19 protein-coding genes and 2 tRNA genes (1 of these 21 running past the window's edge) are annotated in these 22,974 nt (G+C 39.4%); 10 read left to right on the forward strand and 11 right to left on the reverse strand.

Translation table 11 applies throughout. The features are described 5' to 3' along the window. Positions 1 to 29: 29 nt before the first annotated feature. The gene (gene ezrA / locus EFB00_RS02995) at positions 30 to 1,751 is read right to left on the reverse strand and encodes a septation ring formation regulator EzrA (RefSeq protein WP_122645452.1); all 1,722 of its coding nucleotides are present in this window, start codon (positions 1,749 to 1,751) and stop codon (positions 30 to 32) included. 629 nt (positions 1,752 to 2,380) lie between these two features. On the opposite strand from ezrA, the gene EFB00_RS03000 reads away from it, so the two are divergent. Next, on the forward strand, positions 2,381 to 3,730 hold the full coding sequence (locus EFB00_RS03000; protein WP_122645453.1) for an aspartate kinase: 1,350 nt from the start codon (positions 2,381 to 2,383) through the stop codon (positions 3,728 to 3,730). 59 nt (positions 3,731 to 3,789) lie between these two features. Here the strand turns inward: EFB00_RS03000 and EFB00_RS03005 are convergent, their stop codons facing one another. Genes EFB00_RS03005 through EFB00_RS03015 form a run of 3 tightly spaced genes read right to left on the reverse strand, consistent with a single transcriptional unit; the run spans position 3,790 to position 5,973 of the window. Continuing rightward, the gene (locus tag EFB00_RS03005; RefSeq protein ID WP_164709480.1) at positions 3,790 to 4,269 is read right to left on the reverse strand and encodes a pyrophosphohydrolase domain-containing protein; all 480 of its coding nucleotides are present in this window, start codon (positions 4,267 to 4,269) and stop codon (positions 3,790 to 3,792) included. Between the two features lie 25 nt (positions 4,270 to 4,294). Beyond that, entirely contained in the window at positions 4,295 to 5,134 is an 840-nt protein-coding gene (locus EFB00_RS03010) for a Cof-type HAD-IIB family hydrolase (RefSeq protein ID WP_122645455.1), read from the reverse strand. A gap of 8 nt (positions 5,135 to 5,142) precedes the next feature. Then, positions 5,143 to 5,973: a DUF72 domain-containing protein gene (locus tag EFB00_RS03015; RefSeq protein WP_122645456.1), complete on the reverse strand. Its 831-nt coding sequence runs from the start codon at positions 5,971 to 5,973 to the stop codon at positions 5,143 to 5,145. Between the two features lie 90 nt (positions 5,974 to 6,063). Here EFB00_RS03015 and EFB00_RS03020 point away from each other — a divergent pair, with 90 nt between their 5' ends. Beyond that, the gene (locus EFB00_RS03020; protein WP_122645457.1) at positions 6,064 to 7,032 is read left to right on the forward strand and encodes an asparaginase; all 969 of its coding nucleotides are present in this window, start codon (positions 6,064 to 6,066) and stop codon (positions 7,030 to 7,032) included. 357 nt (positions 7,033 to 7,389) lie between these two features. On the opposite strand, the gene EFB00_RS03025 is transcribed toward EFB00_RS03020, so the two are convergent. Further along, positions 7,390 to 8,340, reverse strand: a complete 951-nt coding sequence (locus EFB00_RS03025) for an AraC family transcriptional regulator (RefSeq protein WP_122645458.1) — start codon at positions 8,338 to 8,340, stop codon at positions 7,390 to 7,392. 201 nt (positions 8,341 to 8,541) lie between these two features. On the opposite strand from EFB00_RS03025, the gene EFB00_RS03030 reads away from it, so the two are divergent. Both EFB00_RS03030 and EFB00_RS03035 read left to right on the forward strand, forming a co-directional pair. After that, positions 8,542 to 9,924 (forward strand): MFS transporter, encoded by a 1,383-nt coding sequence (locus tag EFB00_RS03030; protein WP_122645459.1) that lies wholly within the window; start codon positions 8,542 to 8,544, stop codon positions 9,922 to 9,924. A gap of 2 nt (positions 9,925 to 9,926) precedes the next feature. Next, positions 9,927 to 11,891 (forward strand): glycoside hydrolase family 127 protein, encoded by a 1,965-nt coding sequence (locus EFB00_RS03035; protein WP_122645460.1) that lies wholly within the window; start codon positions 9,927 to 9,929, stop codon positions 11,889 to 11,891. 288 nt (positions 11,892 to 12,179) lie between these two features. Here EFB00_RS03035 and EFB00_RS03040 read toward each other — a convergent pair whose 3' ends face one another. The 4 genes from EFB00_RS03040 to EFB00_RS03055 form a co-directional block, all read right to left on the reverse strand. Next, entirely contained in the window at positions 12,180 to 12,914 is a 735-nt protein-coding gene (locus tag EFB00_RS03040) for an acyl-[acyl-carrier-protein] thioesterase (RefSeq protein ID WP_122645461.1), read from the reverse strand. Positions 12,915 to 12,926: 12 nt separating this feature from the next. Then, positions 12,927 to 13,760 (reverse strand): fructosamine kinase family protein, encoded by an 834-nt coding sequence (locus EFB00_RS03045; protein ID WP_122645462.1) that lies wholly within the window; start codon positions 13,758 to 13,760, stop codon positions 12,927 to 12,929. 278 nt (positions 13,761 to 14,038) lie between these two features. Further along, positions 14,039 to 15,367, reverse strand: a complete 1,329-nt coding sequence (locus EFB00_RS03050; protein ID WP_122647027.1) for a C1 family peptidase — start codon at positions 15,365 to 15,367, stop codon at positions 14,039 to 14,041. Positions 15,368 to 15,484: 117 nt separating this feature from the next. Continuing rightward, complete coding sequence (locus EFB00_RS03055) at positions 15,485 to 16,501, reverse strand: acyltransferase family protein (RefSeq protein WP_122645463.1); 1,017 nt, start codon at positions 16,499 to 16,501, stop codon at positions 15,485 to 15,487. A 192-nt stretch (positions 16,502 to 16,693) separates the two neighbouring features. On the opposite strand from EFB00_RS03055, the gene EFB00_RS03060 reads away from it, so the two are divergent. Both EFB00_RS03060 and EFB00_RS03065 read left to right on the forward strand, forming a co-directional pair. After that, positions 16,694 to 17,077, forward strand: coding sequence for a GntR family transcriptional regulator (locus EFB00_RS03060; protein WP_122645464.1), 384 nt, complete (start codon positions 16,694 to 16,696; stop codon positions 17,075 to 17,077). A gap of 10 nt (positions 17,078 to 17,087) precedes the next feature. Next, entirely contained in the window at positions 17,088 to 18,440 is a 1,353-nt protein-coding gene (locus tag EFB00_RS03065; RefSeq protein ID WP_241153441.1) for a PH domain-containing protein, read from the forward strand. Between the two features lie 68 nt (positions 18,441 to 18,508). Here EFB00_RS03065 and EFB00_RS03070 read toward each other — a convergent pair. After that, positions 18,509 to 18,582, reverse strand: a tRNA-Asn gene (locus EFB00_RS03070). 203 nt (positions 18,583 to 18,785) lie between these two features. Between EFB00_RS03070 and EFB00_RS03075 the strand changes: the two genes are divergently transcribed. Together EFB00_RS03075 and EFB00_RS03080 are read left to right on the forward strand one after the other, a co-directional pair. Further along, positions 18,786 to 18,858: transfer RNA gene (locus EFB00_RS03075), tRNA-Thr, on the forward strand. Between the two features lie 193 nt (positions 18,859 to 19,051). After that, complete coding sequence (locus tag EFB00_RS03080; protein WP_122645466.1) at positions 19,052 to 20,620, forward strand: WD40/YVTN/BNR-like repeat-containing protein; 1,569 nt, start codon at positions 19,052 to 19,054, stop codon at positions 20,618 to 20,620. 182 nt (positions 20,621 to 20,802) lie between these two features. On the opposite strand, the gene EFB00_RS03085 is transcribed toward EFB00_RS03080, so the two are convergent. Next, complete coding sequence (locus EFB00_RS03085) at positions 20,803 to 21,447, reverse strand: HAD-IA family hydrolase (protein WP_122645467.1); 645 nt, start codon at positions 21,445 to 21,447, stop codon at positions 20,803 to 20,805. A gap of 132 nt (positions 21,448 to 21,579) precedes the next feature. On the opposite strand from EFB00_RS03085, the gene EFB00_RS03090 reads away from it, so the two are divergent. Then, positions 21,580 to 22,554 carry a ring-cleaving dioxygenase gene (locus EFB00_RS03090; RefSeq protein WP_122645468.1) on the forward strand — a complete coding sequence of 325 codons (975 nt, stop codon included), beginning with the start codon at positions 21,580 to 21,582 and terminating at the stop codon, positions 22,552 to 22,554. Between the two features lie 85 nt (positions 22,555 to 22,639). Next, positions 22,640 to 22,974: the 5' portion of a flavin reductase family protein gene (locus EFB00_RS03095; protein WP_122645469.1), read on the forward strand. It continues 283 nt past the right edge of the window; the window shows 335 of its 618 coding nt (coding positions 1–335); the start codon lies at positions 22,640 to 22,642; the stop codon falls past the right edge of the window.

The raw sequence follows: 22,974 nt of genomic DNA on the forward strand, positions 1-22,974 counted from the left end.
TCTTTTTGAATACAGCTATACGCTGTTTGCTAGACTAGATCACGATTATTGAAATAGAAATTTTCGATCCGTTTGAATGCCCCCGGCTCTACTCGTTCCAATGATGCGCCGATCTCATCCAACGCTTCTTGATAACGATAATCGCGGGTAAACAATTGCAGGCTTTTATCGATGGATGCTTTGATTTCAGGATGTGAATGACGGTAACGATTTGCGTATTGCATCATTTGTTCAGTCAAAGCAGCCGCATCTACTAGATCATGGGTTTTTTCATCCAATAATTCGATATCATCATTACAGATATCCACCAGTTTGTTGACTTCTTCCATGTTGATCCGGATCTTATTCAATGCTTTGCTGAGTTCTTCCACACGGTCAGTAGCGACAAAGAAAAATTCCAAGTAATCGCCAGGCAGTCCCGGTAAGCGTTGTTTCTCAACGAAGCGTTTCAAGTTGCGCAGTTTGAATTCGTATTGTTCTACTTTTTCTTGGGCTTTCTTTTCGCCTTTGCGCAGATCACGAAGCGAATCATCGATCTCTACTTGTTGGCTTTCGATATCGTCCAAGATTTTATAGGAATCTTTGTAGAAGCTTTGTACGTCTGAGAATGGAATCTCATGATGATCCATTTGTGGTTCGATCTCATCGTTTCGTCGTGCCAACTCGTTGATCTCTGTTTGGAATCCGCGAACACGGCCTAATTCATTTTGATTCAATGTGTAGCTTTGTGCGGTATGATCCAACTCGATCATCAATTGACGGTTATTTTTTGTTGCGTGCTGGATATAATCAGCAATGACTTGGCGATTTTTCACCACATATTGTTTGGCATTGATTTCTCGTTCCATGACTGTATACAGAGAATCGATCGCACTTGCTGTATCACGGTTGGCAACTTCCACCGCATCGACTTCAGTTTTCTCAAGATCGCTCATTGAGTTTTCCACACGTTTTTTCACGCGATTGATCTCATCTTGGAAGTTTTCTTCAGGAAAGACATAATGATCTGCCAATAAACGTTTGTAACCGTCTTGGATCTCTTTCAATTGATCTGGGAAAGTTTTGTTCAATTCTTCGTAAGCTGATGGGATCCGTTTCATCACTGCATTCAAATCATAGGTATGCTTTTCAGCAGTTTCTAAAACTTCACTGGCTTCGACTGGATCACCGGATGTATTCAGTGTTACGAATTGGGTAAATTCGATCTCGATGTTTTTGACTTGTTTTTGTAATTCAGAATAGGCAGGTCCGTACGCATCCCCGTTTTCCCGCAATTCTTTTTTCAAGTCTTCGTACATATCCAAGGCTTTTTGGACTTTCAGGGAATTACGTTCTTCACTTTCCCGCAGTTCTTTAAGCCCATCACGGATCTCTTCGACTTTTTTCTCCATTTGATCCATCGTGCTCTCAGCTTCAGCGATGGCATTTTTAGCATTTAAGAAGCGGAATGTTTCATTCAAGCTTTCAACTTCGAAGATCTGGCTTTCCAGTTCAGCGAAATCACTGGTGGAGATATCCGTCCATTTTTGGTTCCATTCTCGGAAAGTATTTTGACTTTGCCCGACTAAGTGCATCTTCTTTACATCATCGACTTCTTCGATAACTGGCAGGTCAAACAATTCTTCCTTTCGTTTTTCCAATGCTTTGAGACGCTCTTCATTTTTCTTGCGCATGAAAAAACTAATCGAGTAGAGCACTGCCGCTACGATTATGATGGCAATTACGATTCCGATGATAACATTACTTCCCATTTAAGGTTCCTCCACTTTCGAATATACAATGTTTGAAGCCGAAAAATGACATTTTCAGCCCGCTTTATCTATTGGATTTCTGCTGTTCTTCGCCTATTTACACAAAAGGCATCTACGCTAGATTATATCATAAACCTATGCGGCAATCACTAAGTAACGAAAAAAACTTTTGATTTTTTCTCTCCCTAATTTGTTTCAAAACACAAATTTTCGTTAACCAACTGCTAAAAATTTTTGTAAAACGTCTGGCAGAACATAACACTGCCCTAGCCAGCAGACAAAAAAGCGCTGTATTATTCCTTTTACTAATTTTATGAGATTTGACTGCTTCTTTTGCTAAAAAGTTTAAAAGAAACTAAAAACGAAAGAAGAATGAACATGTCTGTTATGGATACTTCCAAAGGAGAGACTGAAGTCTGAATGGTTTCTTCCGGTTTGTGGCTCTATTATAATAGGCGCGCTCTTAGTGATCGCGGCGGTTTTCTTGTTGAAAAAGTATAAAAAATAAACCCTTTTTGCTCGTTTAACTCAGAAAAAATACGAGATTCCTTTCTGATTTCCCATTTTCACTTGCTTTTGTTCTCATTTTTTTGTAATCTATTATGAAATAAAAAAATCGAGGCGATGACATGAAAGTAGCAAAATTTGGTGGGAGTTCATTAGCATCCAGCCAACAAGTAAAAAAAGTAGTTGAGATCATCAAAGCAGATCCTCAGCGGAGATTTATCGTGGTTTCCGCTCCCGGTAAGCGTGATTCCAAAGACACAAAAGTCACTGACCTTTTGATCCAACTCTATCAAACAAAAATAGCTGCTGGGGATCTTGATCCTATTATCCAACAGATTTTTACCCGTTATCAAGAAATCGGCGAGGCATTCTCTGTAAACGACGATACCTTGACCGCGATCCAATATAATTTGAACTCATTTAAAGAATTGCCTGTCGTCGATAATCCCCATTTGTATGATACGATCTTGGCAAGCGGTGAAGACAATAACGCGAAACTGATCGCTGGTATCTTGCAAACTCAAGGCATCGCAGCCCGCTACATCAATCCTAAAGAATTGGGTCTCTTAGTTTCTGACGAACCAGGCAATGCGAGGATTTTGCGCAATGCTTACGACTTGATCAGCCGCTGGTCTCAAAGCCAAGAAGTGCTGGTGATTCCGGGATTCTTTGGTTATACCGAAGCCGGCAAAATCTGTACTTTTTCTCGAGGCGGCTCAGATATCACAGGGTCGATCGTCGCTGCCGGTGTAAAAGCCGATCTCTATGAAAATTTCACTGATGTCGACGGGATTTATTCCGCTCATCCAGGTTATGTCCATCAACCAGAGCTCATTAAAGAGCTGACGTACCGTGAAATGCGGGAATTAGCTTATGCGGGATTTTCTGTTTTTCACGATGAAGCATTGATGCCTTCCTATCGCGCTCATATCCCGGTCGTGATAAAAAATACCAATAATCCTACAGCACCCGGTACGAAAATCATCAATACACGGGAAAGACATGAAAAACCGGTCATTGGGATCGCCAGTGACGAAGGATTCACTATGATCTATATCAACAAGTATCTGATGAACAGAGAGGTGGGTTTTACCCGCCGTATCTTGACGATCTTTGAAGAATTCGGCTTAGGTTATGAACATATGCCTTCTGGAATCGATGATATCTCCATCGTTTTGCGGGCTAATCAGCTGACTCCTGAAACTGAAGAGAAACTGCTGCAAGCTATCGCCGACGAGATCAAACCCGATGAATTGCGGATCACTCACGATTTATCCATGATCATGGTGGTTGGTGAAGGCATGAGACAGCGTGTGGGGATCACCGCTGAAAGTACCGCCGCATTGGCTCGTAAAAAAATCAACTTGGAAATGATCAACCAAGGATCTTCTGAGGTCAGCATTATGTTTGGTATCCATAAAGAACAAGAAAAATCAGCGATCCGCGCATTGTACTATACATTTTTTGATTAATTATTATATATAATAAAAGACCGGCTCATATCATAATTGATAGGAGTCGGTTTTTTGTTTTATTCTGATTGTCGGGCGATCTCTTCCCGAATCTTTGCTTCCGGTGCGTGTTTTTCCGCCCAATCTTCCGGTTTCAACACTTTATTTGTGATCGGATCGTAATGAGGCTTGCCATCAGGAAATAATTTTGCCATATTCGCTTGATGGACGATTGCCATGATCGGTTCGGGATCGACGCCTAAAAGAGAAAAAGAACCGTACGTCAAATACAGCAGATCCGTCAATGCATCCACTTGATCCACCAATGGATCATGATGCTGTGCCTTTTTCCCGTTGATTTTTGCTTGAGCCCGATCGATTGCCTGGTGCAGATCAGCAACCGATGCCGCGAATTCGTCAGTATCTTTGCTAGAAGCATATAAAAATTCTATCAACTCTTCGATTTTAAACCCTGCCCGCCGCCGTGCTTCCATCACATCAAAAGCAGTTGGCTGTTGCGGTTTGCGGGGATCGAAAGTTTGATGGAATTCTTCTGTCATTTCAAATGGTTTCACGTTTACTCTCCTAGTCGATGATTCGATAATGCCGCAATGCTGCGGCAATACCGTCCTTATTATTGGTATCTGTCACAAAAGCAGCCGCTTCTTTGGCCGCTTGCTGACCATTGCCCATTGCTATACCGATACCGATCCCTTTTAACATTTCGATATCATTCATATGATCTCCAAACGCCATCGTTTCCGAGACAGCGATACCATGATGATCCAAAAATTCATAGATCCCCTTTAATTTTGAACCGCCTTTAGGAACGATATCCACTGAATAGGGATTGGAACGGTGAAAGTCACAAGCAGGAAATTGCGCCGCTAATTTAGGAGTTTCCCGCTCCACGCTTAGCATCATACATTGATAGATGGGCTGTTGCAAGATCGCCAGCCGCTCGTAATGATTGTCACTTTTGTAAAAGCTTAATTTCTGGAGGGTCTTTTTTAAGACCGCGACAGGAAAGCGTCGTGGCAAAAAACGGATCATTTTTTTAACGATGATCGATTGGCTCAGCATCATTGTGCGGCTGCCTTCCAATTCGTTGCGTCCGCCAAACAAGATTTGGCGACTTTGATCATCTGCGAAGTCAACGATTTTCTTCAATGTTTTCTCATCAAATGTTTGAGCATAGATCACCGCGTTTTTTGTATAAACCAGCTGCCCGTTGTAAGTCACGTAAACATCCAATTCAAGATTATCCAGCAATTCATCAAGATGTACAGGGCTTCTTCCTGTAGCGATCCCGACATAGATTCCCTTTTCTCGTGCTTGGCGGATCGCTTCTTTCGTACTTTCAAGGACTTTGCCGTTACTGGAAAGCAGTGTGCCGTCGATGTCAAAAAAAATAGCTTTTATCATAGTTCTCCTTAAAATAGATCCAATTGACCAGGATTCAATCCTTGATAAGATAATCCCAGCATAGTCGTTAACTGGGTGGCGTTTTCCGCAGCGTCACCGCCTGCGTTGTTATTGAAGATCACTACCACATTCTCCGAATGCTCTGAGACCTTCTTGACCGTTTGGCGAAGCTCTTCCAGTTCACTTTGGGAATAGCGGTAAAGTGTTCGTTTACTTTTGGCATCTGGTCCTTTTGCCATCCAGCCGGCATCATTGCGGCCATGGAATCGGCACAATGTAAATTTTTGATTGGTAACATAAGGGTCTAACGGAACTGTTGTAGCAAGCTTTTTCGGTTCATCGATAACTGCCAGTGAAAACTGCTGTTCTTCCATAAATTGCCGCGTCTTCTCAAGAAAGCGAGGTTCATACCATGAATGATCCCGCAATTCTACTGCAATCGGCAATTCAGGAAACAATCGGCGGATCATCCGCAAATGATCGACATTTTCTCTGGTACATTTAAAGGATGCCGGAAATTGTGCCAAAGCACAAAACAGTCGTCCCGCAGTGATCATTGGCGCCAGATTTGTTAGAAATTCTGTTGCTAACTCGCTTTCGGTCATCGTTTCCGGCAACTCCCCTTGGCTGGTAAGCGCGCTGGGCAGTTTCATGATAAATTGGAAATTCTCCGGCACTTGTGTCAGCCAGTTTTCCACTACGCTTTTTTTGGGAATAAAATAGTAGCTGGTATCCAATTCTACCACCGGTAAATAACTGGCATACTCAAACAATGTGCTTTTTTTCTTGCCAGTCAAATATTCATGTTCATCAAATCTTGTCAAACCAACTCGAATCATCGTTCTTTCATCACACCTATTTTTTTTCTTGTTAAGATAGTATACAATAATTTAAGAGAAAGCGGCAAACTTTTGAATGTAGGTGAAAAAATGACACGAATACTCGTTTTACATACTGGCGGTACGATCGCTATGAAAGAAAATACATTGACTGGCGGGGTCAGCCCGGATGTCGTAAATCCTTTGATGGACGCGGAGATCACTCTTCCCCAAGAAGTTTCGCTGATCGTAGAAGATATTTTCAATCTTCCCAGTCCTCACATCCAACCGATCCACATGCTGAAGCTAAAGGAACGGATCCAAGTGGCAAAACTCAGCGGGATCGATGCTGTGGTGATTACTCACGGTACCGATACGTTGGAAGAGACTGCTTTTTTCTTAGACACAACGATCGGCAATCTCTTACCTATCGTGGTCACCGGAGCAATGCGTTCCAGCAATGAAGTCGGCAGCGATGGATTGTATAATTTTGAAAGTGCGATCCGAGTAGCTGCGGCTCCGGAAGCGGCTGACAAAGGTGTTCTGGTAGTCATGAACGATGAGATCCATTCCGCAAGATACGTGACGAAGACCCATACGACAAATGTCGCTACTTTTCGTACGCCGACATTAGGTCCTGTGGGGCTGGTAACAAAAAATCGGATCATTTTTTTACAAGAACTGCTGCCGTCCACTCATTGGGATGTAGACGCAGTAGATGGGATCATCCCGATTGTCAAAGCCTACGCCGGGATGGACGGAGAATTGTTTGAAGCACTGGCCAAAAACAAGATCGACGGCTTGGTGATCGAAGCATTAGGCGCCGGTAATCTGCCTCCTCAAACTCTGTCACCATTGAAAAAGCTCCTTCACAAAAATATCCCTATCGTTTTAGTTTCAAGATGCTTCAATGGAATCGCCGAACCAGTCTATGATTATGAAGGCGGCGGCAAAGAGTTGCAGGAACTGGGAATCATTTTTTGCAGCGGGATCAATTCACAAAAAGCCCGTATCAAGCTTTTGATCGCACAAAATCGTCACCTTCCTCAAGAAGCATTGATCGATTTTATGAGTGAATAGAATGTAACTAAATTTTTTTGCTAAATAGTTTAATAGCCATATACAAAAATATCGAAACAGATTGCAATATATGTTTCGATATTTTTGTATATGGCTATTTAATTCATAGAATAAACAAAATTATAGTTGTATACTGACAAATCAATTTTATCAATATAAATTTTACAGAATTCCTAGTTGACATTTTTTAGAGATATCGTTTCATTTTCTTGTTCTTCATTAATAGTGAACTTATCTTAGTTTATTAATAAATATCGCTCAAAATTTCAAATAATTGAATGTCACTTTCTTTGCTACTATGTCTAATGATCCTTTCCTTACCAAAGAAGACTCTGTGCGTAATTTTGGCATGTTACATTATTGGTTATTATCTAAATACTGCTCTACTCGCTGAGGTATTGGTAATTTAGGGTCAATATATGGATTGTTCAAGTGAGTACCGGAATAAGCATTGCGATATTTATTAGGAGTTAATCCAGTTTTTTTTCTGAATATACGGATGAAATATTTTTCATCTGCATAATAGGATAATTCCGAAACCAGTTTAATTGGTAAAACGGTTTGAACTAGTAATACTTTTGCAACTGAAATTTTTAAGTTAATTAAGTAATCTCTCAAGTTTTGTCCTAATTCTTTTTTAAATTGTCGTGAAAGATAGTCTTGTGACAGCTCAAAAGTTTCTGCCACAGATTGGATCGTTAACTCCTCATTCATATTTGCTCGAATCCAATCGGCAATTTGATGAATTTTCGAAGCATGTTCATCTGTTGATTGAACTGTTGACACAATGAAATATTGGTTACACAATTCTATTAAAATAGATTGAACTAATAAATCTGAAATTTTAGAACTATAATAGTAAGTATTCGTAACATTTAGTAATTGATTAATTAAAATAATTAAGAAATTAGGTTCCTTAGGCGAGAAAATTTTTGGTAAAAAACAAATTGAATGGTAATCAGGACTAACTGAATGTTGTATAAAGCTACTCCGTAATGTTTTGATAAGTAATTCAGCTTCATCATTTAAAGGACACCACTTTGCAAAAAAATGAATCCAGTAAAAATGAACTGGCTGTGCGGACAATTGTGCACCTTGAATAGTAGTCTGAGGTGGAATAATTAAACAATCGTTCTTCTTCAATAAAATCGGCTTTTCATTAACGAGTAATGATAAAGTGTTTTCTAAACAATATATAATCTCGAAATCATCTTCATGATACATTTTCTTATGCATCCAACCAACATCAGCTGTAAATTCTCCAGCCTTGAAATAGACAATATCTTCATTCAAATCAATACGTAACATCTAAATCCCCTCCGCCCTTTCAATTATAACGAATTTTCTTTTTATAAGAATAAATAAAACGAAAAAGTCCACTTTTTTTACGAAAAAAAATCTAAACAATAAATAAACAACGGAAAAATCCACTTTTTACACATAGAATGCGCTTACAGCAAAGCTTATTTAATTGTATATTTTTTATATAAATTGAAGGAGGAAATAAAAATGGACATTATAAGTAATAAAAAAGAAAAAATCGATATCAAAACAGATCAATTACCATTGAGAAGAAAAGTCACTTATGGTTTTACCGATTTAGCAGGAAACTTACTCTATTGTATTATTGGCAGCTATGCACTCTATTATTTTACAGATGTATATGGACTGTCGGTTTCTATGGCTGGAACAATTCTGTTACTTGCTAGATTTATCGATGCATTGGATGCACCAGTTTGGGGAATGATCATTGATCATACAAAAAGTAATCAAGGAAAAAGTCGTATTTGGTTTTTGAGAATGGCGATTCCTTTTACATTGAGTGTATGGTTATTATTTACGAATTTCAACCTAACGGGTAGTGCAAAAATAATATATGCAGCTGTTATGTATATTATTGCAGGAATTGCCTATACTGGTGTATCAACACCGATTACTTCAGTTTTGCCTAATTTAACTTCTAATACTGAGGACCGTACTTTAGCTAACACATTTCGAATGATTGGCGGAAATATTGGAAACTTCTTGGCAATCACCTTTATTTTGCCTTTAGTATCATTTTTTGGACAAGGCAATGAACAAAAAGGCTGGTCAATGGCCGTTGGATTTTATGCTGTGATTGCCTGTGTGTTAATCTTAATCGCATATTTTGATATGAGAGAAAAACATATCGAACATACTGTAAATATTTCAATAAAAGAAAGCTTCAAGGCGGCAAAAGGAAACTGGCCATGGGTACTGATTATTATTGGAAATGTAATGTTCTGGCTAGGTTTGACTGCAAGAAACTCTTCATTGATTTTTTTCTTCCAATACAATATGGGAGATAAAAACTTAGTTTCTATTTTTAACGGTATTTCAATTATTCAAGTAGTTGGTATGGCCATGATTCCTTTACTAGTCAAGTATTTGAGAAAATGGGGAAGTACAGTTCTTGGATTTTTGATTGCTTCAATTGGACAACTTGGAGTAGTAATATTCAGTCATAATATGCCAATGATGATTGTTTCTTGGTGTATTGCTTGTATCGGTAGCGGAATTGCCTGTTCACTATTCTTTGAGATGGTAGGTGATACTGTCGATTTTGGTGAATGGAAAACAGGAATTCGAGCAAGTGGTTTCTTAACAGCGATTGGAAGTTCATTTTGCATTAAATTGGGCGCTGGTTTAGGTGGTTTTCTTCCTTCCATGATTATGAATGCAGCAGGATACAAACCAGAACAAATTCAATCAGAAGCGGCCTTAAGAGCAATACAATTTTCGTTTTGTTGGTTGCCGCTACTCATTTTTATATTAGCAATTATTCCAATGTGGCTATATAAGAAATTTGAAAAAAATGAAGAGAATGTGAGACGTGATTTGGTTTTGCGTCATGAAAAAGGGGTAGAATAATTATGTTGACTAAAACAAATAACAAACTAGAAAAAATTGAAATCACTTCAACTTTTTGGAAAAAATATCGTGAACTAATCGTTAAAGAGGTATTACCCTATCAATGGGAAGTCATGAATGACTCAGCAGATATCAGTATCACCCACGAACCCGGTGGAAATGATGCTCATCAAGAACATAGTCATGCTATTCAAAATTTGGAGATCGCAGCAGGGTTAAAAAAGGGAAAACATAATGGATATACCTTTCAAGATACCGATGTTTACAAATGGCTAGAAGCTGCGGCATATTCATTAAAATATCATCCCGATAACGAATTAAGAAAAATTACAGATTCTTTGATTGACTTGATTGCTGACGCCCAAGAAGAGGATGGATATCTGGTTACTTATTTCCAAATCGAAGCTCCAGATCGTAAATTTGCTCGTCTAAAACAATCACACGAACTTTATACAATGGGGCATTATATTGAAGCGGCAGTGGCTTATTATGAAGTGACACAAAACCATAAAGCACTTGATATAGCTACACGAATGGCAGATTGCATGGCTATTAATTTTGGTTATGGTGATCAACAAATTCCCGGATACGATGGACATCCAGAAATAGAATTAGCTCTGGCTCGTTTATATGAATTAACACAAAACCACAAATATTTAGAATTAGCCGAATTCTACATCAATGAGCGAGGTCAAGATAATTTCTTTGATCGGCAGATTAGTGAAGATGGCTTTACTCGAGATTTAATTGATGGTATGAGAAATTTTCCTTTAACTTATTATCAAGCTGCTGAGCCGATTCGAGAACAAGAAACAGCTGAAGGCCACGCAGTACGAGTAGTATATTTGTGTACTGGAATGGCTTATGTAGCACGCTTGACAGGCGATAGAAGTTTACTAGAATCTTGTCAACGTCTATGGAAAAACATTGTTGAACAAAAGATGTATATTACTGGAGGGATTGGATCAACAAATATCGGTGAATCCTTTACTGGTAATTATGATCTTCCAAATGATACGATGTATGGAGAAACCTGTGCCTCAGTAGGAATGGCTTTTTTTGCTAAAGAAATGTTGAATTTAGAAGCCAAGGGTGAATATGCAGATGTTTTAGAAAAACAATTATTTAATGGAATTATTAGTGGAATTTCTTTAGATGGAACACACTTTTTCTACGTAAATCCACTACAAGCGGACAAAGAAACTTCAAAGAATAACCCTAGTCGCAATCATGTTTTAAATCAACGTGCAGAGTGGTTTGGTTGTGCATGTTGTCCAAGTAATGTGGCTAGACTGATAGCTTCAGTTGATAAATATATTTACACTATCAAAGATGATGTGATTTTATCTCATCAATTTATTTCTAACAAAGCTAAATTCTCAAATGGAATTGAGGTTTGTCAAGAAAGTAATTATCCTTGGGAAGGAACTATCTCTTACACAATCAATAACACTTCAACATTAGACAAATTAATTGGAATTAGAATCCCAAAATGGTCACAAAAAAATGGCAAATTAATTATAAACGGTGAAACAAAAGAATTAATTTTAGAAGACGGATTTGTCTACCTGTCTATCTCTCAAGGGATAACTAATATTCAATTAGTTTTAGATATGGCTGTAAAAAAATATCAAGCAAATGAAAATGTCAGCTATGACTTTGGAAAAGTAGCAGTACAGCGTGGTCCGATAGTTTATTGTGTAGAGAAAATCGATCAAGATCTAGATGTTTGGAAATATACACTAACAAATGATAATGAATATCAATTTACTTTTGATCCTCAATTACTAGGCGGTTTAGTTACCATCCAAGCAAACGCTAAGTTTCCAGAAGAACAAGAAAATAAATCACTATACCGTGAATACAGTGCTCCGACTTTTATTAAGACAAAAATCAAACTAATACCTTATTACGCTTGGGCTAATCGTGAATCTGAAAATATGGAAGTCTGGATTAATCAGGAATAGTATAAAGAATTTAAGTATTATTATTTACATTACCTATCGAAAGATTAATCATTTAATAAACCCTATAAAATAAAATTAAATATAAACTGAAACTTTAAAAATATTACTGTATTAAAGTAATATAGAATTTTTTATATCGAAGACAGTGAAAGTTCAATCAGAAATTTGCTTCCTGCTAAAATCTCTTTAAATTGATTAATATTAATAATGGGTATTAGGTTAATACCAAACTAATAAAAAACCATAATGACAGCCTCTGTTTTACAATATAGAAGCTGTCGCTATGGTTTATTTTTTACGCCAAGTGATCGCCGCTTGGCAATAGGTCTGATCTTGCATGCGGATCTCATGGCGGGATTCGATCCCCTTTTCCCCTTCAACTATCTCATAATGACTTTCGATCATATTGCCGTACTCGACTTCTTTGTCAAAACGGACATTGACAGTTTCCGGCACATGATCCGTCAAGAAATCATAGCCCAGTACATCGATCATCCAGTTAAAGTACATGGCATTGTTGACGTGCTGGTTGCTGTCGATATCATAAAAACGAACACGATACTGCAAGTGTTGACCAGATTCGACTTTATCGATTTTAGGATAGCGTTTGATTTGTTTGATTTTCTCGCTTTCATAAGGCGCAATGATCTCTTCTGGGACACTGCTCATTTTCCGGTTAGTCATATCCATCAGAACAAAGACCGTCTCTACAGAAAGCAGTTCATTTCCTTTTGCGTCCCGAAACCAAAAATTTCGATAGCAGAAATATTTATTGTAGGCTACCGCTTGCGTACTGATAGAAATTTTTTCACCCACTTGCGGCAGACGCGTGATTTTCATCAAGTAGTTCGTAATCACCCATGTAAGACCAAACTGATGGACAAAATCAGTTCCTCGGCCTAATTGATCGCTTTGTTCTTCTGAAGCTTTGATCGCTGTTCCGATCATTGCCGGAAAAGTCATTGTTTGATTGATGTCGCATTCATAATAAGCAACTTCGTGTTCGATTGTATATACTGACAAAAAAACTGCCTCCTAAAAATCTTTTAATAATTGATCCACTTGATCACCGTAGCCTTCGCCGAATTGATTCAGATGAACCAGCAAATAGTAAAGCTGATAGATCGGCATCCGTTTCTGCCAACCGTTCTCCAAAGGAAATGCTTGGTGATACGCCTCCAAAAACTCCGGTCGAAATCCGCCGAAAAGCTGGGACATAGCGATATCCATCTCCCGATGACCATAAGAAACAGCGGGATCTACGAATACTGGTTCGCCTTGCTCAGAAAAATAGATATTGCCGCTCCAGAAGTCTCCATGCAAAAGACTGGGAGTAAATTCCAGATCTTGCCACTGCTGCCAAATTGTTTCTTTTAAACGCAGAAAATGTTCTTCTCTTTCAGCGTTCCACACATTATGGAGTTTTGCCAATTCCACCTGGACATCTAAACGACAAGTCAAATAAAATTTCGGCCAGCTTTTGGTTTGCGCATTGACTTGCGGCAAGATCCCGATAAAGTTGTCTTCATGAAAACCGAATTCCGGTGCAGTTTGCCGATGGATCTGAGCTAATGCCTCCGCAATTTTACGCTGATCTCCTGTGCCGCTTTCGATCCATTCCAAAAGCAAGTATGCGCCATCTTCTGTCTCTCCGCAATCAATGAACTGTGGAACACGAACAAAAGGTGCCAACTCCTGCAAGCCATGGATCTCAGCTTGAAAGAAATGCTGATCGACGCCTGGATGATACTTCAAAAAATATTTTTTTCCGCCGTCTTCCACACGAAATGTCTGATTCACATCTCCGCCTGCTACTGGCAGTACTTTTTCTCCTAAATTGAGTTTAGACAAAATATCTGCTACACCCATATCCTTCCACCTCGTTTCCTCTTTTCAACGGCGCATCCTGAAAATTTTTTCTTATGACTGCGAAATACGATGATCTTCACTAAAAGTATAGCAGAAACTTTCGAAGCCGTCCGTTTTCATTTAACAAAAGTCTTTAAAAAAAATTGATTTTGCGACTTAAAATCAAGTAAAGAACCGAAAACAGACTTGATCAAAACTCTAAAAGAGTCCTGAACAAGCCTGCTGTTTATATTTTAACTAATTTGTGACTTTGTCATACGCAAAAGCTGTACCGCTTTTTACGCCAACGCGCCCATTGGATCCCATGGGGCCAAAACAGTTGGTTCTGCGTCGAAAGCTGCTTTTTGTTCCTCTGATAATAGATCTTTGCGGACAACGATTTGATAAGTGTATTCATCCATCCAAGCGTCGCTCATTACGAAGAAGCCGTTAGAACCGACTTTTTCGCCCCAGCTGTTTTCAACTTTCCATTTTGTTGATTTTCCGTCAACAAGATCGACACCCGTCAAGACCATCGCATGAGTCATCAAGCTGTCGCCGTAATCCAAGCGTTCCGCTTTCGTCATATCGAAATCTACATCGAACAGATCATTCAAATCATACGCATCTAATGACATGATTCCGGAATCTCTAGTTGAAGATTGACCCACATCACAACCAAACCAGACGGATTCTCCTTGTTCCAACTGAGCGATCGCCAATTTCTTGAAGGTTTCCATTTCAACGTTCAAATAGCGGACATCTTTGCCGCCAACAACATTTCCTAACATCTCAACTGTATAAGATTTATTGAATGGTTTATCGGCAGTTGGTGCATTGATGATGCTGACATAGTTGTCTAGATCCACACCAACATATTTTTCGTAAAATGTTTGGGGTGTTAGTTGTTGATCCAAATGATAATTTTTTTCTTCGTCGCGATATTCAAAATCAAAGGTTTCTGGCGGTGTTCCTAAAGAGATCGCTAAAAAGTCATAGATATCTTGCAGCATACCAGCTTTGGCTTTTTGGATTTCTTCTGAATCTTTGCCATCTGCTACTAATTTTCGTAAAGCAACCGCGTCTTTACGCAATTTTTTATTCAACAACGTGTTTAGATCACGTGAATTAGAAGAATTGCTGCTTTCTGGCATCGCTGTTTTTGGCACGACACCGTATTTTTGGAAGATCGAGACCATCATGTCCCATTGTCCGCCATCTTGTTGTGGTGTTTGCAATAAGAAGGCAACTTTACGGCTAGTCAATGGTTCGTTGGCAGTCGCTAAAATATTTTCATAGAAATAATTGGCTTTTTCATATTTGTCCCAGAAAAATGTGTAGTTTTGAGACAATTCAAAGTCTTTCAAATGAAAATTGTTCAATATTTTATGGCGGAACGTATTCATTGCCGCGAACATCCAGCAACGACCTGATTGTTTTTGGTTAGCGACTTTTCCCGTTTCTAGATCCACTGAAAAAACCGGCACATTGTTGACATGGGTATCGATAGTTTCAGCAGAAGCTTTGATCCCGTTTTTCACAACAGCCCGTTGCAACGCATTGTGTTTTTGGTTTGCCGCAAATTCAGCAGCAAATGAAGCAGTCATTTCTTTTGAAATCTCAGTCATATTTTCCATCCTCTCACTTACTAATCTCCCTTATTCTACTCCTCCCTTATATAGAAAACAAGAGTTGCAGAAATATTCAGAAAATTATTCAATAAGAGCAAACACTCCAATCTCCTATCAATCGCTGGTTCGAAAAGCAAACAGACGATCAACTACTGCATTGATTACTAGCTGGAATTTCTGATAAAGCACTGCCAAGCGTGAAGAAGATAAAAACATCGTCAATAAAAGACTGATCAAAATCAATGCTGCAAATCCCAACATCGATAATTTCAACTCTTGAATGTCTAACGCCCGCAGTCCTTTGATGATAAATCCTTGCAAAAGGTAAACCAGCAACGTATTGGCTCCCCATTTTGTAAAAAAGAAATGCTTTTGCGGGATGATCGTTAAGATGCCGTACGTTCCGATCAACCCTAATGACAGCATCAGCATCCGGACCGCACCGCCTAGGATCGGTGAAGCCAAAAATTCTTCATAGGGCTTGGAACCAAACACCATATATTTATTGAGATACTCGATATTATGGATAAAAATAAAAATCAGCGCCATACTTAAAAGCGCCAGCCAGCGATAACGACCAGCCTGAACTTGCTTCATTTGATCCTTAGTTACATAAAAACCGATCACAAAAAACGGCAAGAACGCAAATGTCCGCTGCATCGTAAGATTACGGGAGATAAACGGCAGATACCCGCTGATCAGACTAAGGACAAAGCTGATAGAGATCCCGACTTCCGGCGGAACCAATTTAAAAAAGTACAAGGATAGCTGCCAGAAAAACAAACTGAGCAAAAACCATAATGACCACTGAGGCACTAACAGTTCCCAAGAAAATTCTTCCTGCAAACCGATCAGCGAATAATAGGCTGAATAAACCAGTTGAAAAACAATATAAGGCAATAATAATTTTTTGATCAGTTTCTTGATATTGCCTGGACGATCAAAATTTTTAGTAAAATATCCGGAAATCAAAATAAACGCCGGCATGTGAAAAGTAAAGATGAAATAATACAATTCATTATAAAAAGGATGATCCTCGATAAATGGCTGTAAAAGATGGGTGAACACAACCAAGATCATCAACAAGAATTTGGCATTGTCAAAATAGTATTCTCTTGTAGATTTCTCCATAAAACAATATCTCCCTTCCGACAGTAATCATTTCACCATCAGATTAAACGAAACTTAAACAACAATTCTTCCATCAACTATTACGAAAATACAGCCGAATAGTATAACAAGGGCTCACCTTGACAAATCGCTTTTCTTTTTGTATTAGTTGTATTATAATTAATAATACAAAGAGGAGAAAGGAGCGATCGTGTGTTACTAGAAATCGACAGCCGTTCAGAAGAACCGATTTATCGGCAACTAAGCAATCAGATCATCATCGGTATCGCGAAAGGTCAATTGAAAGAAGATGAACAGCTTCCTTCTGTCCGTCAGTTAGCTGACGAACTCGGTGTCAACATGATGACTATTTCAAAAGCCTACAATTTATTAAAAGATGCGGGCTACTTGGTCACCGATCGACGTCACGGCACGACAGTCCGCTTACCGGACAAATACACAGAAACCGAAGAAAAACAGTACCAAGACCAGCTGACACTGCTGTTGGCGCAAGCTGCATTGCATCAGCGAAAGCCGCAACAGATACTAGAAGATGTCCGCCGCCAGCTCAAAGAATACGAAGAAAGAAGTGAGTAATTTGCGTTTAATGTTTGTTGCAGTTATTATCATCGTCAATTTCGCGACAGCGCTTACGATGCGTTTAGCAGGTACCCCCAACAAAAATGTTTTATTAGAAAATACATTCGCTCCTCACCACTTGAAAGAACCAGAAGTGCTGAAAATCGCCGCTGAATATAAAAAGCGCTTGTTACAGCTGGCCGCAGGATTAAGTCTCTTCAGTTTATTGATGCTCATTCCCAAATACGAGGCTTTCATGATGACGCTGTTTTGGCTAAATTTATTTCTCTCTCTTTCAGTGTATTATATTTGCGAGATTCTGTATATTCGGAAGATGCACCGATTGATCATTGAAAAACAATGGCTGCTCCCAGTAGAACCCGTACTTGTTGATACACAACTTATTCAAATCAAAAATAAAAAAATGGTTTCTTGGTACTGGTTCATTCCTTCATTTTTGCTGATTCTATTTGGAAGTATCCTAGCGATCAGAAACGGTGAACTTTACAGTTGGCCTTTGCTTTTGACTGCCGGGATCGTATGGCTTTTGTTTGTGATTTCTTGGTATTTTATTTTCCGTCTGCCAGTGCGTCCTGTTACAAGTGACCGTCAGATCAACCAGCAATACAATGATTTGACGAAATATTACTGGTCGCTGCTCTCAGCAGCCGGTTCTTATATCATTATCCCAATGATTTTTTTGCCATTGTTTAGCTTAGACATCAGCGGAACTGCAGGAAAACTGTGGATCACCGGTCTACTCTTTTTATTGCTGGCGATCGCCTTTGGAAGTATTTGGTTCTTACTGCAACTACGCAAAAAACAAGATCGTCTGATCAATCAGGCCTCTGATTACCGCTATATGGGAGAAGATCACTATTGGCGTTATGGGGTCTACATCAACCCTGACGATACTAGAATTTTTCTGCCGGATCGAATCGGGATGAACCTGACTGTCAATTTAGGCCGAAGAGTCGGACAAGTGATTACCGGTGCGATCGGTGTGCTGCTCTTAGGAGTGGTGATCGTTACACTGCTGATTTCTTATCTTTATGATTTTACTGCCGATCCTTTTCAATTTACTGTAAAAGAAGATCAAGTCGAATTAAAGGCTCCCCTTGCGACCACTTCCGTCATTCCAAAAGATGCAATCGAAAAGGTCCAACTGATCGATAAAATAGAAGGCAGTGTCGCACGAACAAACGGCTATGAATCTGAAAATTATTCCGTCGGGCATTTTCAAGTTGATGGCAAACGGGCTAATTTTTATGTCAGCAATGATTCCAAGCCGATCCTTCATATCCAAACAAAAAATCAGGATTATTATTACACCAATAAAAATCCTGAGCTGACAAAAAAAGCCTATGAAGAATTAAAATGACACCTATTTATAGAAATAGTTCTAAGCATAAAAAAAGGATCACCTGATCAGGTGATCCTTTTTTGTGACTCCGGCAGTAGGACTCGAACCTACGACATCATGATTAACAGTCATGCGCTACTACCAACTGAGCTATGCCGGAATATCGTACCTATATAATAGCAACTTCATGATTTTTTCGCAACCGTTTTATTTATTCCTTTCAAAAATTATTTTTGAAAACTTTTCCTTCACGTGTCTCTTCCGATTTTTTTATCATCGATCTTGCAACAAACAAAATTCTGCTGATTTTTTATTGACAAACGCTGCTGTATCCAGTATTCTATATCTTGTGTTAAATAACGCGCCGCCTTAGCTCAGCTGGTAGAGCACCACCATGGTAAGGTGGGGGTCGCCGGTTCAAGCCCGGCAGGTGGCTTCACTAGGCTATCAAAACTGTTCTAATAAACGGTTTTGGTAGTCTTTTTTTATGAACTTACCAACTAAGTATTCCTTTTGCGGCTGCTTTGAATCATTAAAGGAATTGTAAGAATCATTTGACAGCTATTCAAAATGAATTGTTTATTGCATAATATAGATAATAAAAATCTGTTATTACAAGAAGGAAAACGATGAATCAAGAACTTTTTATCATTGAAATGTTGTCTGCTAAGAACCAGATCATTGCACAGGATAAACAAAATACCCGTAAAAAAATAAAAATCTACCTAACCGCTTTGTTCACGTGCGGTATCGTGTTTTTGGGGATCTCGACGATAGTTTATCGGTTTTTGAAACCCCAGATCCAGTCCCTGTTTTATTCGCAGCGTTTGACCCACCTCTACTATTTGGCATTACTGATCGGCGGTGTAAGTCTTCTTTTCATAACGATCAGTTTGATCTCTTCCATAGCAAGAAGCTGGTATCTGCGCCATCGTTTTGAGAACTGGCTGGAAAAAAATGCCCCAGCTATTTTAGCTTATACATCCATTTATCAAGATCAAACTTATTATTATCTCGCACAAAAGGCTGGACAAAAACCAAAACTACGATTGAAAAAAACCGATACTGTCCAACTGCTGGAAACCCTTGACGGCTATCCGATCATGTTGGGACAGCATCTGGGCTTTGCCGGTTTCTCCACCAGTCAGATTTTCCTATTGCAAAAAGAACCGGAAAAATTGCCGGCAAATCGGCAGTACTTTTTCAACAAACAGCTTATTTGGTATGGTGGATCTGCGATCATCTTGCTTTTGGGAATGACTGGCGTCTATCATTATGCTTTTCATGAACCGACTGCTGGAGAATTCACCGCTCCTTCCACCAGCCACATGCACGGCGCCTCCATGATGCAAAAGCCAAGCCACCATGATTCAAACCAAACCTCTGCTGGTTTAGTGGAACAACAAGGAAAAACACCTGATATGACTGTTTCCCAAACGACTAAATTATATCTCGACTCTTCTGATGAGTTGTATATGACGACAGATAGCGGAAAAAACTGGTCATTTGTCCCCCTCAAACCTGACTGGCTGCGTTCAGGAGATTACACTCTCACCAGCGGCGCCATTCCAGTAGGTTATTGGATGGATAAGAGCTACGATCTTTCCAAAGATTTTTCATGGTTCATCTATTCTCAGGATGAAAAACATTTATATCTGCTGATTTCAAAAGACAACGGAAAAACATGGAGCAAGTCTTTAGTATCTGATAATGCGGAACGAATCCGTTATCGGAAAGCCAACTTTTTTGCCGATGGCAGCGGCGTGCTGGTTTACACCGCAGAAACCGTCATGTCCCCGGAAAATCTTGAGATCTATATTACCAATGACTTTGGCCAAACTTGGAGCAAGAGTGGTTATACCACGATCTCAAAACCCGTCCAAAATGTCAGCTTCGTTACTCAACTGCTAGGATTCGCGGCGACTCGTGATCAACTGTTCTACACTGACAATGGCGGACGTTCCTTTAAAGAAGCCGTCGTTTCGATTCCTGAAGACTATGAAACAAACGGACTTGATCTTTTTCAATCGCCAAATGAAGTGACTCAAGTCAGCGAGACTCTTTTAGAAGCGAAATTCTATTTATTGAAAACCGGTGATATCGACCGCGGCAAAATGTTCGCCTGTCTGTTCCAATCCTCTGACAATGGCGAAACTTGGCATTTTAGTAAACAGCTTTCTGAAGTTGAACCAAATTGATCAAAAGACTAGAAGATATGTCTGTCAAACTACTGATTATCTGAACATACAAAGATTTCTTTCTCGGTGCCGCAGCACCCTGAAGCAAATCAGCGGCAAAACGGTTTTATTTGCCGATTCAGATAGTTTTTGTTTCGATCGACTGTTCTTCTAGTCTTTTTCAGTCTTTTATTGCTGTGATCTTAAAATTCCTTATCCAGCAGTGGCAATAGTTCTCGCGGATGTTGGATGATAGCATCCGCACCGGCAATTTCCAACTCTTCCCGGTCGCCAAAACCGTACAGCACACCAATACTGGTCAATCCATTGTTTTTGGCGCCTAACATGTCATGCTGGCGGTCACCGATCATCACTGCCTCTTCTTTGACAGCATTCGTTTCAGTTAACGCATAAGCCAGCACATCGGACTTTGCAGACCGTTTTCCTTCAAGATCAGCACCGTAGATCCCTGAAAAATAATTTGAAAAACCAAGATTTTCAATGATTTCCTTCGCGAATTTTTCTGGTTTGGAAGTTGCTAAATAAAGGGTCTTTGTTTGGTGTAAAGCAGCCAGCGTGTCGCTGATCCCATCATAAACATGGACTTCATGCATCCCCTTTTGTGCATATAATTCCCGGTAGTATTTCACACCCAATTCAGCTGTCTCATTTGTCATCCCGATCTTTTTAAAGGAATCCAGAAGCGGCGGTCCGATAAAGGTGCGCAACTGTTCTTCTGTCAATGTCGGCCAATCCATTTTCTCCAACGCATAGTTGATGGACATATAGATTCCTCGACTTGAATCGATCAATGTTCCATCTAAATCAAAAAATACAATCTCTTTCATTTACACGTCTCCTTTCCTCTCTTTACTATACACTAAAAGTGCGAGACAAATTCGTTGCAAAAAAAATCATTCCCTTTTATACTTACTTTTAGTTAGTAAATACAACAGTGAAAATTATTGGAGGCCAAAACTATGGATACACAAATCAGAGGTTTACACCACGTTACAGCAATGACATCTAGTGCAGAAAAAATCTATCGTTTCTTTACTGATATTTTAGGACTGCGTTTAATCAAAAAAACTGTCAATCAAGATGATATCGAAACTTATCATTTATATTTCACAGATGACTTAGGTTCAGCTGGGACTGATATGACTTTCTTTGATTTCCCAGGGATCCCTAAAGGAACAAAAGGAACCAACTCTATCTCACGTACTTCATTCCGCGTAAAAGACGACGCAGCTTTGGAATACTGGGTAACTCGTTTCAATGAACACAACATTGAACACGGCGAAATTCAAGAACGTTTCGGCAAAAAATATTTAGAGTTCGAAGACTTTGACAACCAACGCTACCAATTGATCTCCGATGAAAAAAATCACGGAGTTGCCGGCGGAACACCTTGGAAAAACTCAAATGTACCAACAGAATTTTCTATCTTAGGCTTGGGACCAACCTTTGTTACTGTTCAAAACTTTGAACACATGCAATTAGTCCTAGTAAATGTTTTAGGCTTCAAATTGACCGCTACAGAAGGCAACTTCTCACTATTTGAAATCGGTGAAGGCGGAAACGGAGCCAGCCTGATCATCGAACATCGTGAAGACCTGCCATTAGCTGTTGAAGGCTTTGGTAACGTCCATCACTTGGCTTTACGAGTTGCGGACAAAGAAGCATTGGAATGGTGGATCAACCGCATCAATGAATTACAATTTCCAAATTCCGGTTTCACAGAACGTTTCTACTTCGCATCGGAATACTTCATGGCAGCACCGCATGTATTATTCGAATTAGCAACAGACGGTCCTGGATTCTTGGAAGATGAAACTTACGAAACAGCTGGAGAAATCTTATCATTACCTCCATTCTTAGAACCAAAACGTCAAGAAATCGAAGACTATGTTCGCCCATTTGACACATCAGACGCCAATAAAAAACGTCAATAATCACAATTTAAGACTGGGACATCAAGGATACTTGACTTGTACCCAGTCTTTTCTTATCATCATAAGAAACTAAAAGGAGAAAACAATGTTTCATTATCAAGCTGACCAACTAACTCAAAAACAAAATTATAAATTTTTGACTGGGACTGTCGCGCCTCGTCCGATCGCCTGGATCACTACAAAAAATAGTGAGACCGATGTGATCAATGCCGCTCCTTTCAGCTATTTTACTGTTCTAGCCAGCAAACGCCCGTTGGTTTCGATCTCAGTGAACCGCAGAAACGGCGAATTAAAAGATACCGCCGCAAACCTTTTACAAAATGGTGAAGGAGTTATCCATTTAGTCACTCCTGACGTTCTCGCTCAAATGAATGAGACAGCGGCCACTCTCTCATCAGAAGAAAGTGAACTTTCATTGAT

The sequence above is a fragment of the Enterococcus mediterraneensis genome (genome assembly GCF_900604485.1).
GTDB classification, from domain to species: domain Bacteria; phylum Bacillota; class Bacilli; order Lactobacillales; family Enterococcaceae; genus Enterococcus_C; species Enterococcus_C mediterraneensis.

What these genes read in the sequence shown, in the direction of transcription:
- EFB00_RS03015 (WP_122645456.1), bottom strand. Translation starts at nt 5,973, where the DNA reads ATGATTCGAGTTGGTTTGACAAGATTTGATGAACATGAATATTTGACT.
- EFB00_RS03090 (WP_122645468.1), top strand. Translation starts at nt 21,580, where the DNA reads ATGGATACACAAATCAGAGGTTTACACCACGTTACAGCAATGACATCT.
- EFB00_RS03065 (WP_241153441.1), top strand. Translation starts at nt 17,088, where the DNA reads ATGTTTGTTGCAGTTATTATCATCGTCAATTTCGCGACAGCGCTTACG.
- EFB00_RS03085 (WP_122645467.1), bottom strand. Translation starts at nt 21,447, where the DNA reads ATGAAAGAGATTGTATTTTTTGATTTAGATGGAACATTGATCGATTCA.
- EFB00_RS03055 (WP_122645463.1), bottom strand. Translation starts at nt 16,501, where the DNA reads ATGGAGAAATCTACAAGAGAATACTATTTTGACAATGCCAAATTCTTG.
- EFB00_RS03005 (WP_164709480.1), bottom strand. Translation starts at nt 4,269, where the DNA reads ATGACAGAAGAATTCCATCAAACTTTCGATCCCCGCAAACCGCAACAG.
- EFB00_RS03025 (WP_122645458.1), bottom strand. Translation starts at nt 8,340, where the DNA reads ATGTTACGTATTGATTTGAATGAAGATATTGTCTATTTCAAGGCTGGA.
- EFB00_RS03050 (WP_122647027.1), bottom strand. Translation starts at nt 15,367, where the DNA reads ATGACTGAGATTTCAAAAGAAATGACTGCTTCATTTGCTGCTGAATTT.
- EFB00_RS03035 (WP_122645460.1), top strand. Translation starts at nt 9,927, where the DNA reads ATGTTGACTAAAACAAATAACAAACTAGAAAAAATTGAAATCACTTCA.
- ezrA (WP_122645452.1), bottom strand. Translation starts at nt 1,751, where the DNA reads ATGGGAAGTAATGTTATCATCGGAATCGTAATTGCCATCATAATCGTA.
- EFB00_RS03045 (WP_122645462.1), bottom strand. Translation starts at nt 13,760, where the DNA reads ATGGGTGTAGCAGATATTTTGTCTAAACTCAATTTAGGAGAAAAAGTA.
- EFB00_RS03000 (WP_122645453.1), top strand. Translation starts at nt 2,381, where the DNA reads ATGAAAGTAGCAAAATTTGGTGGGAGTTCATTAGCATCCAGCCAACAA.
- EFB00_RS03010 (WP_122645455.1), bottom strand. Translation starts at nt 5,134, where the DNA reads ATGATAAAAGCTATTTTTTTTGACATCGACGGCACACTGCTTTCCAGT.
- EFB00_RS03020 (WP_122645457.1), top strand. Translation starts at nt 6,064, where the DNA reads ATGACACGAATACTCGTTTTACATACTGGCGGTACGATCGCTATGAAA.
- EFB00_RS03030 (WP_122645459.1), top strand. Translation starts at nt 8,542, where the DNA reads ATGGACATTATAAGTAATAAAAAAGAAAAAATCGATATCAAAACAGAT.
- EFB00_RS03080 (WP_122645466.1), top strand. Translation starts at nt 19,052, where the DNA reads ATGAATCAAGAACTTTTTATCATTGAAATGTTGTCTGCTAAGAACCAG.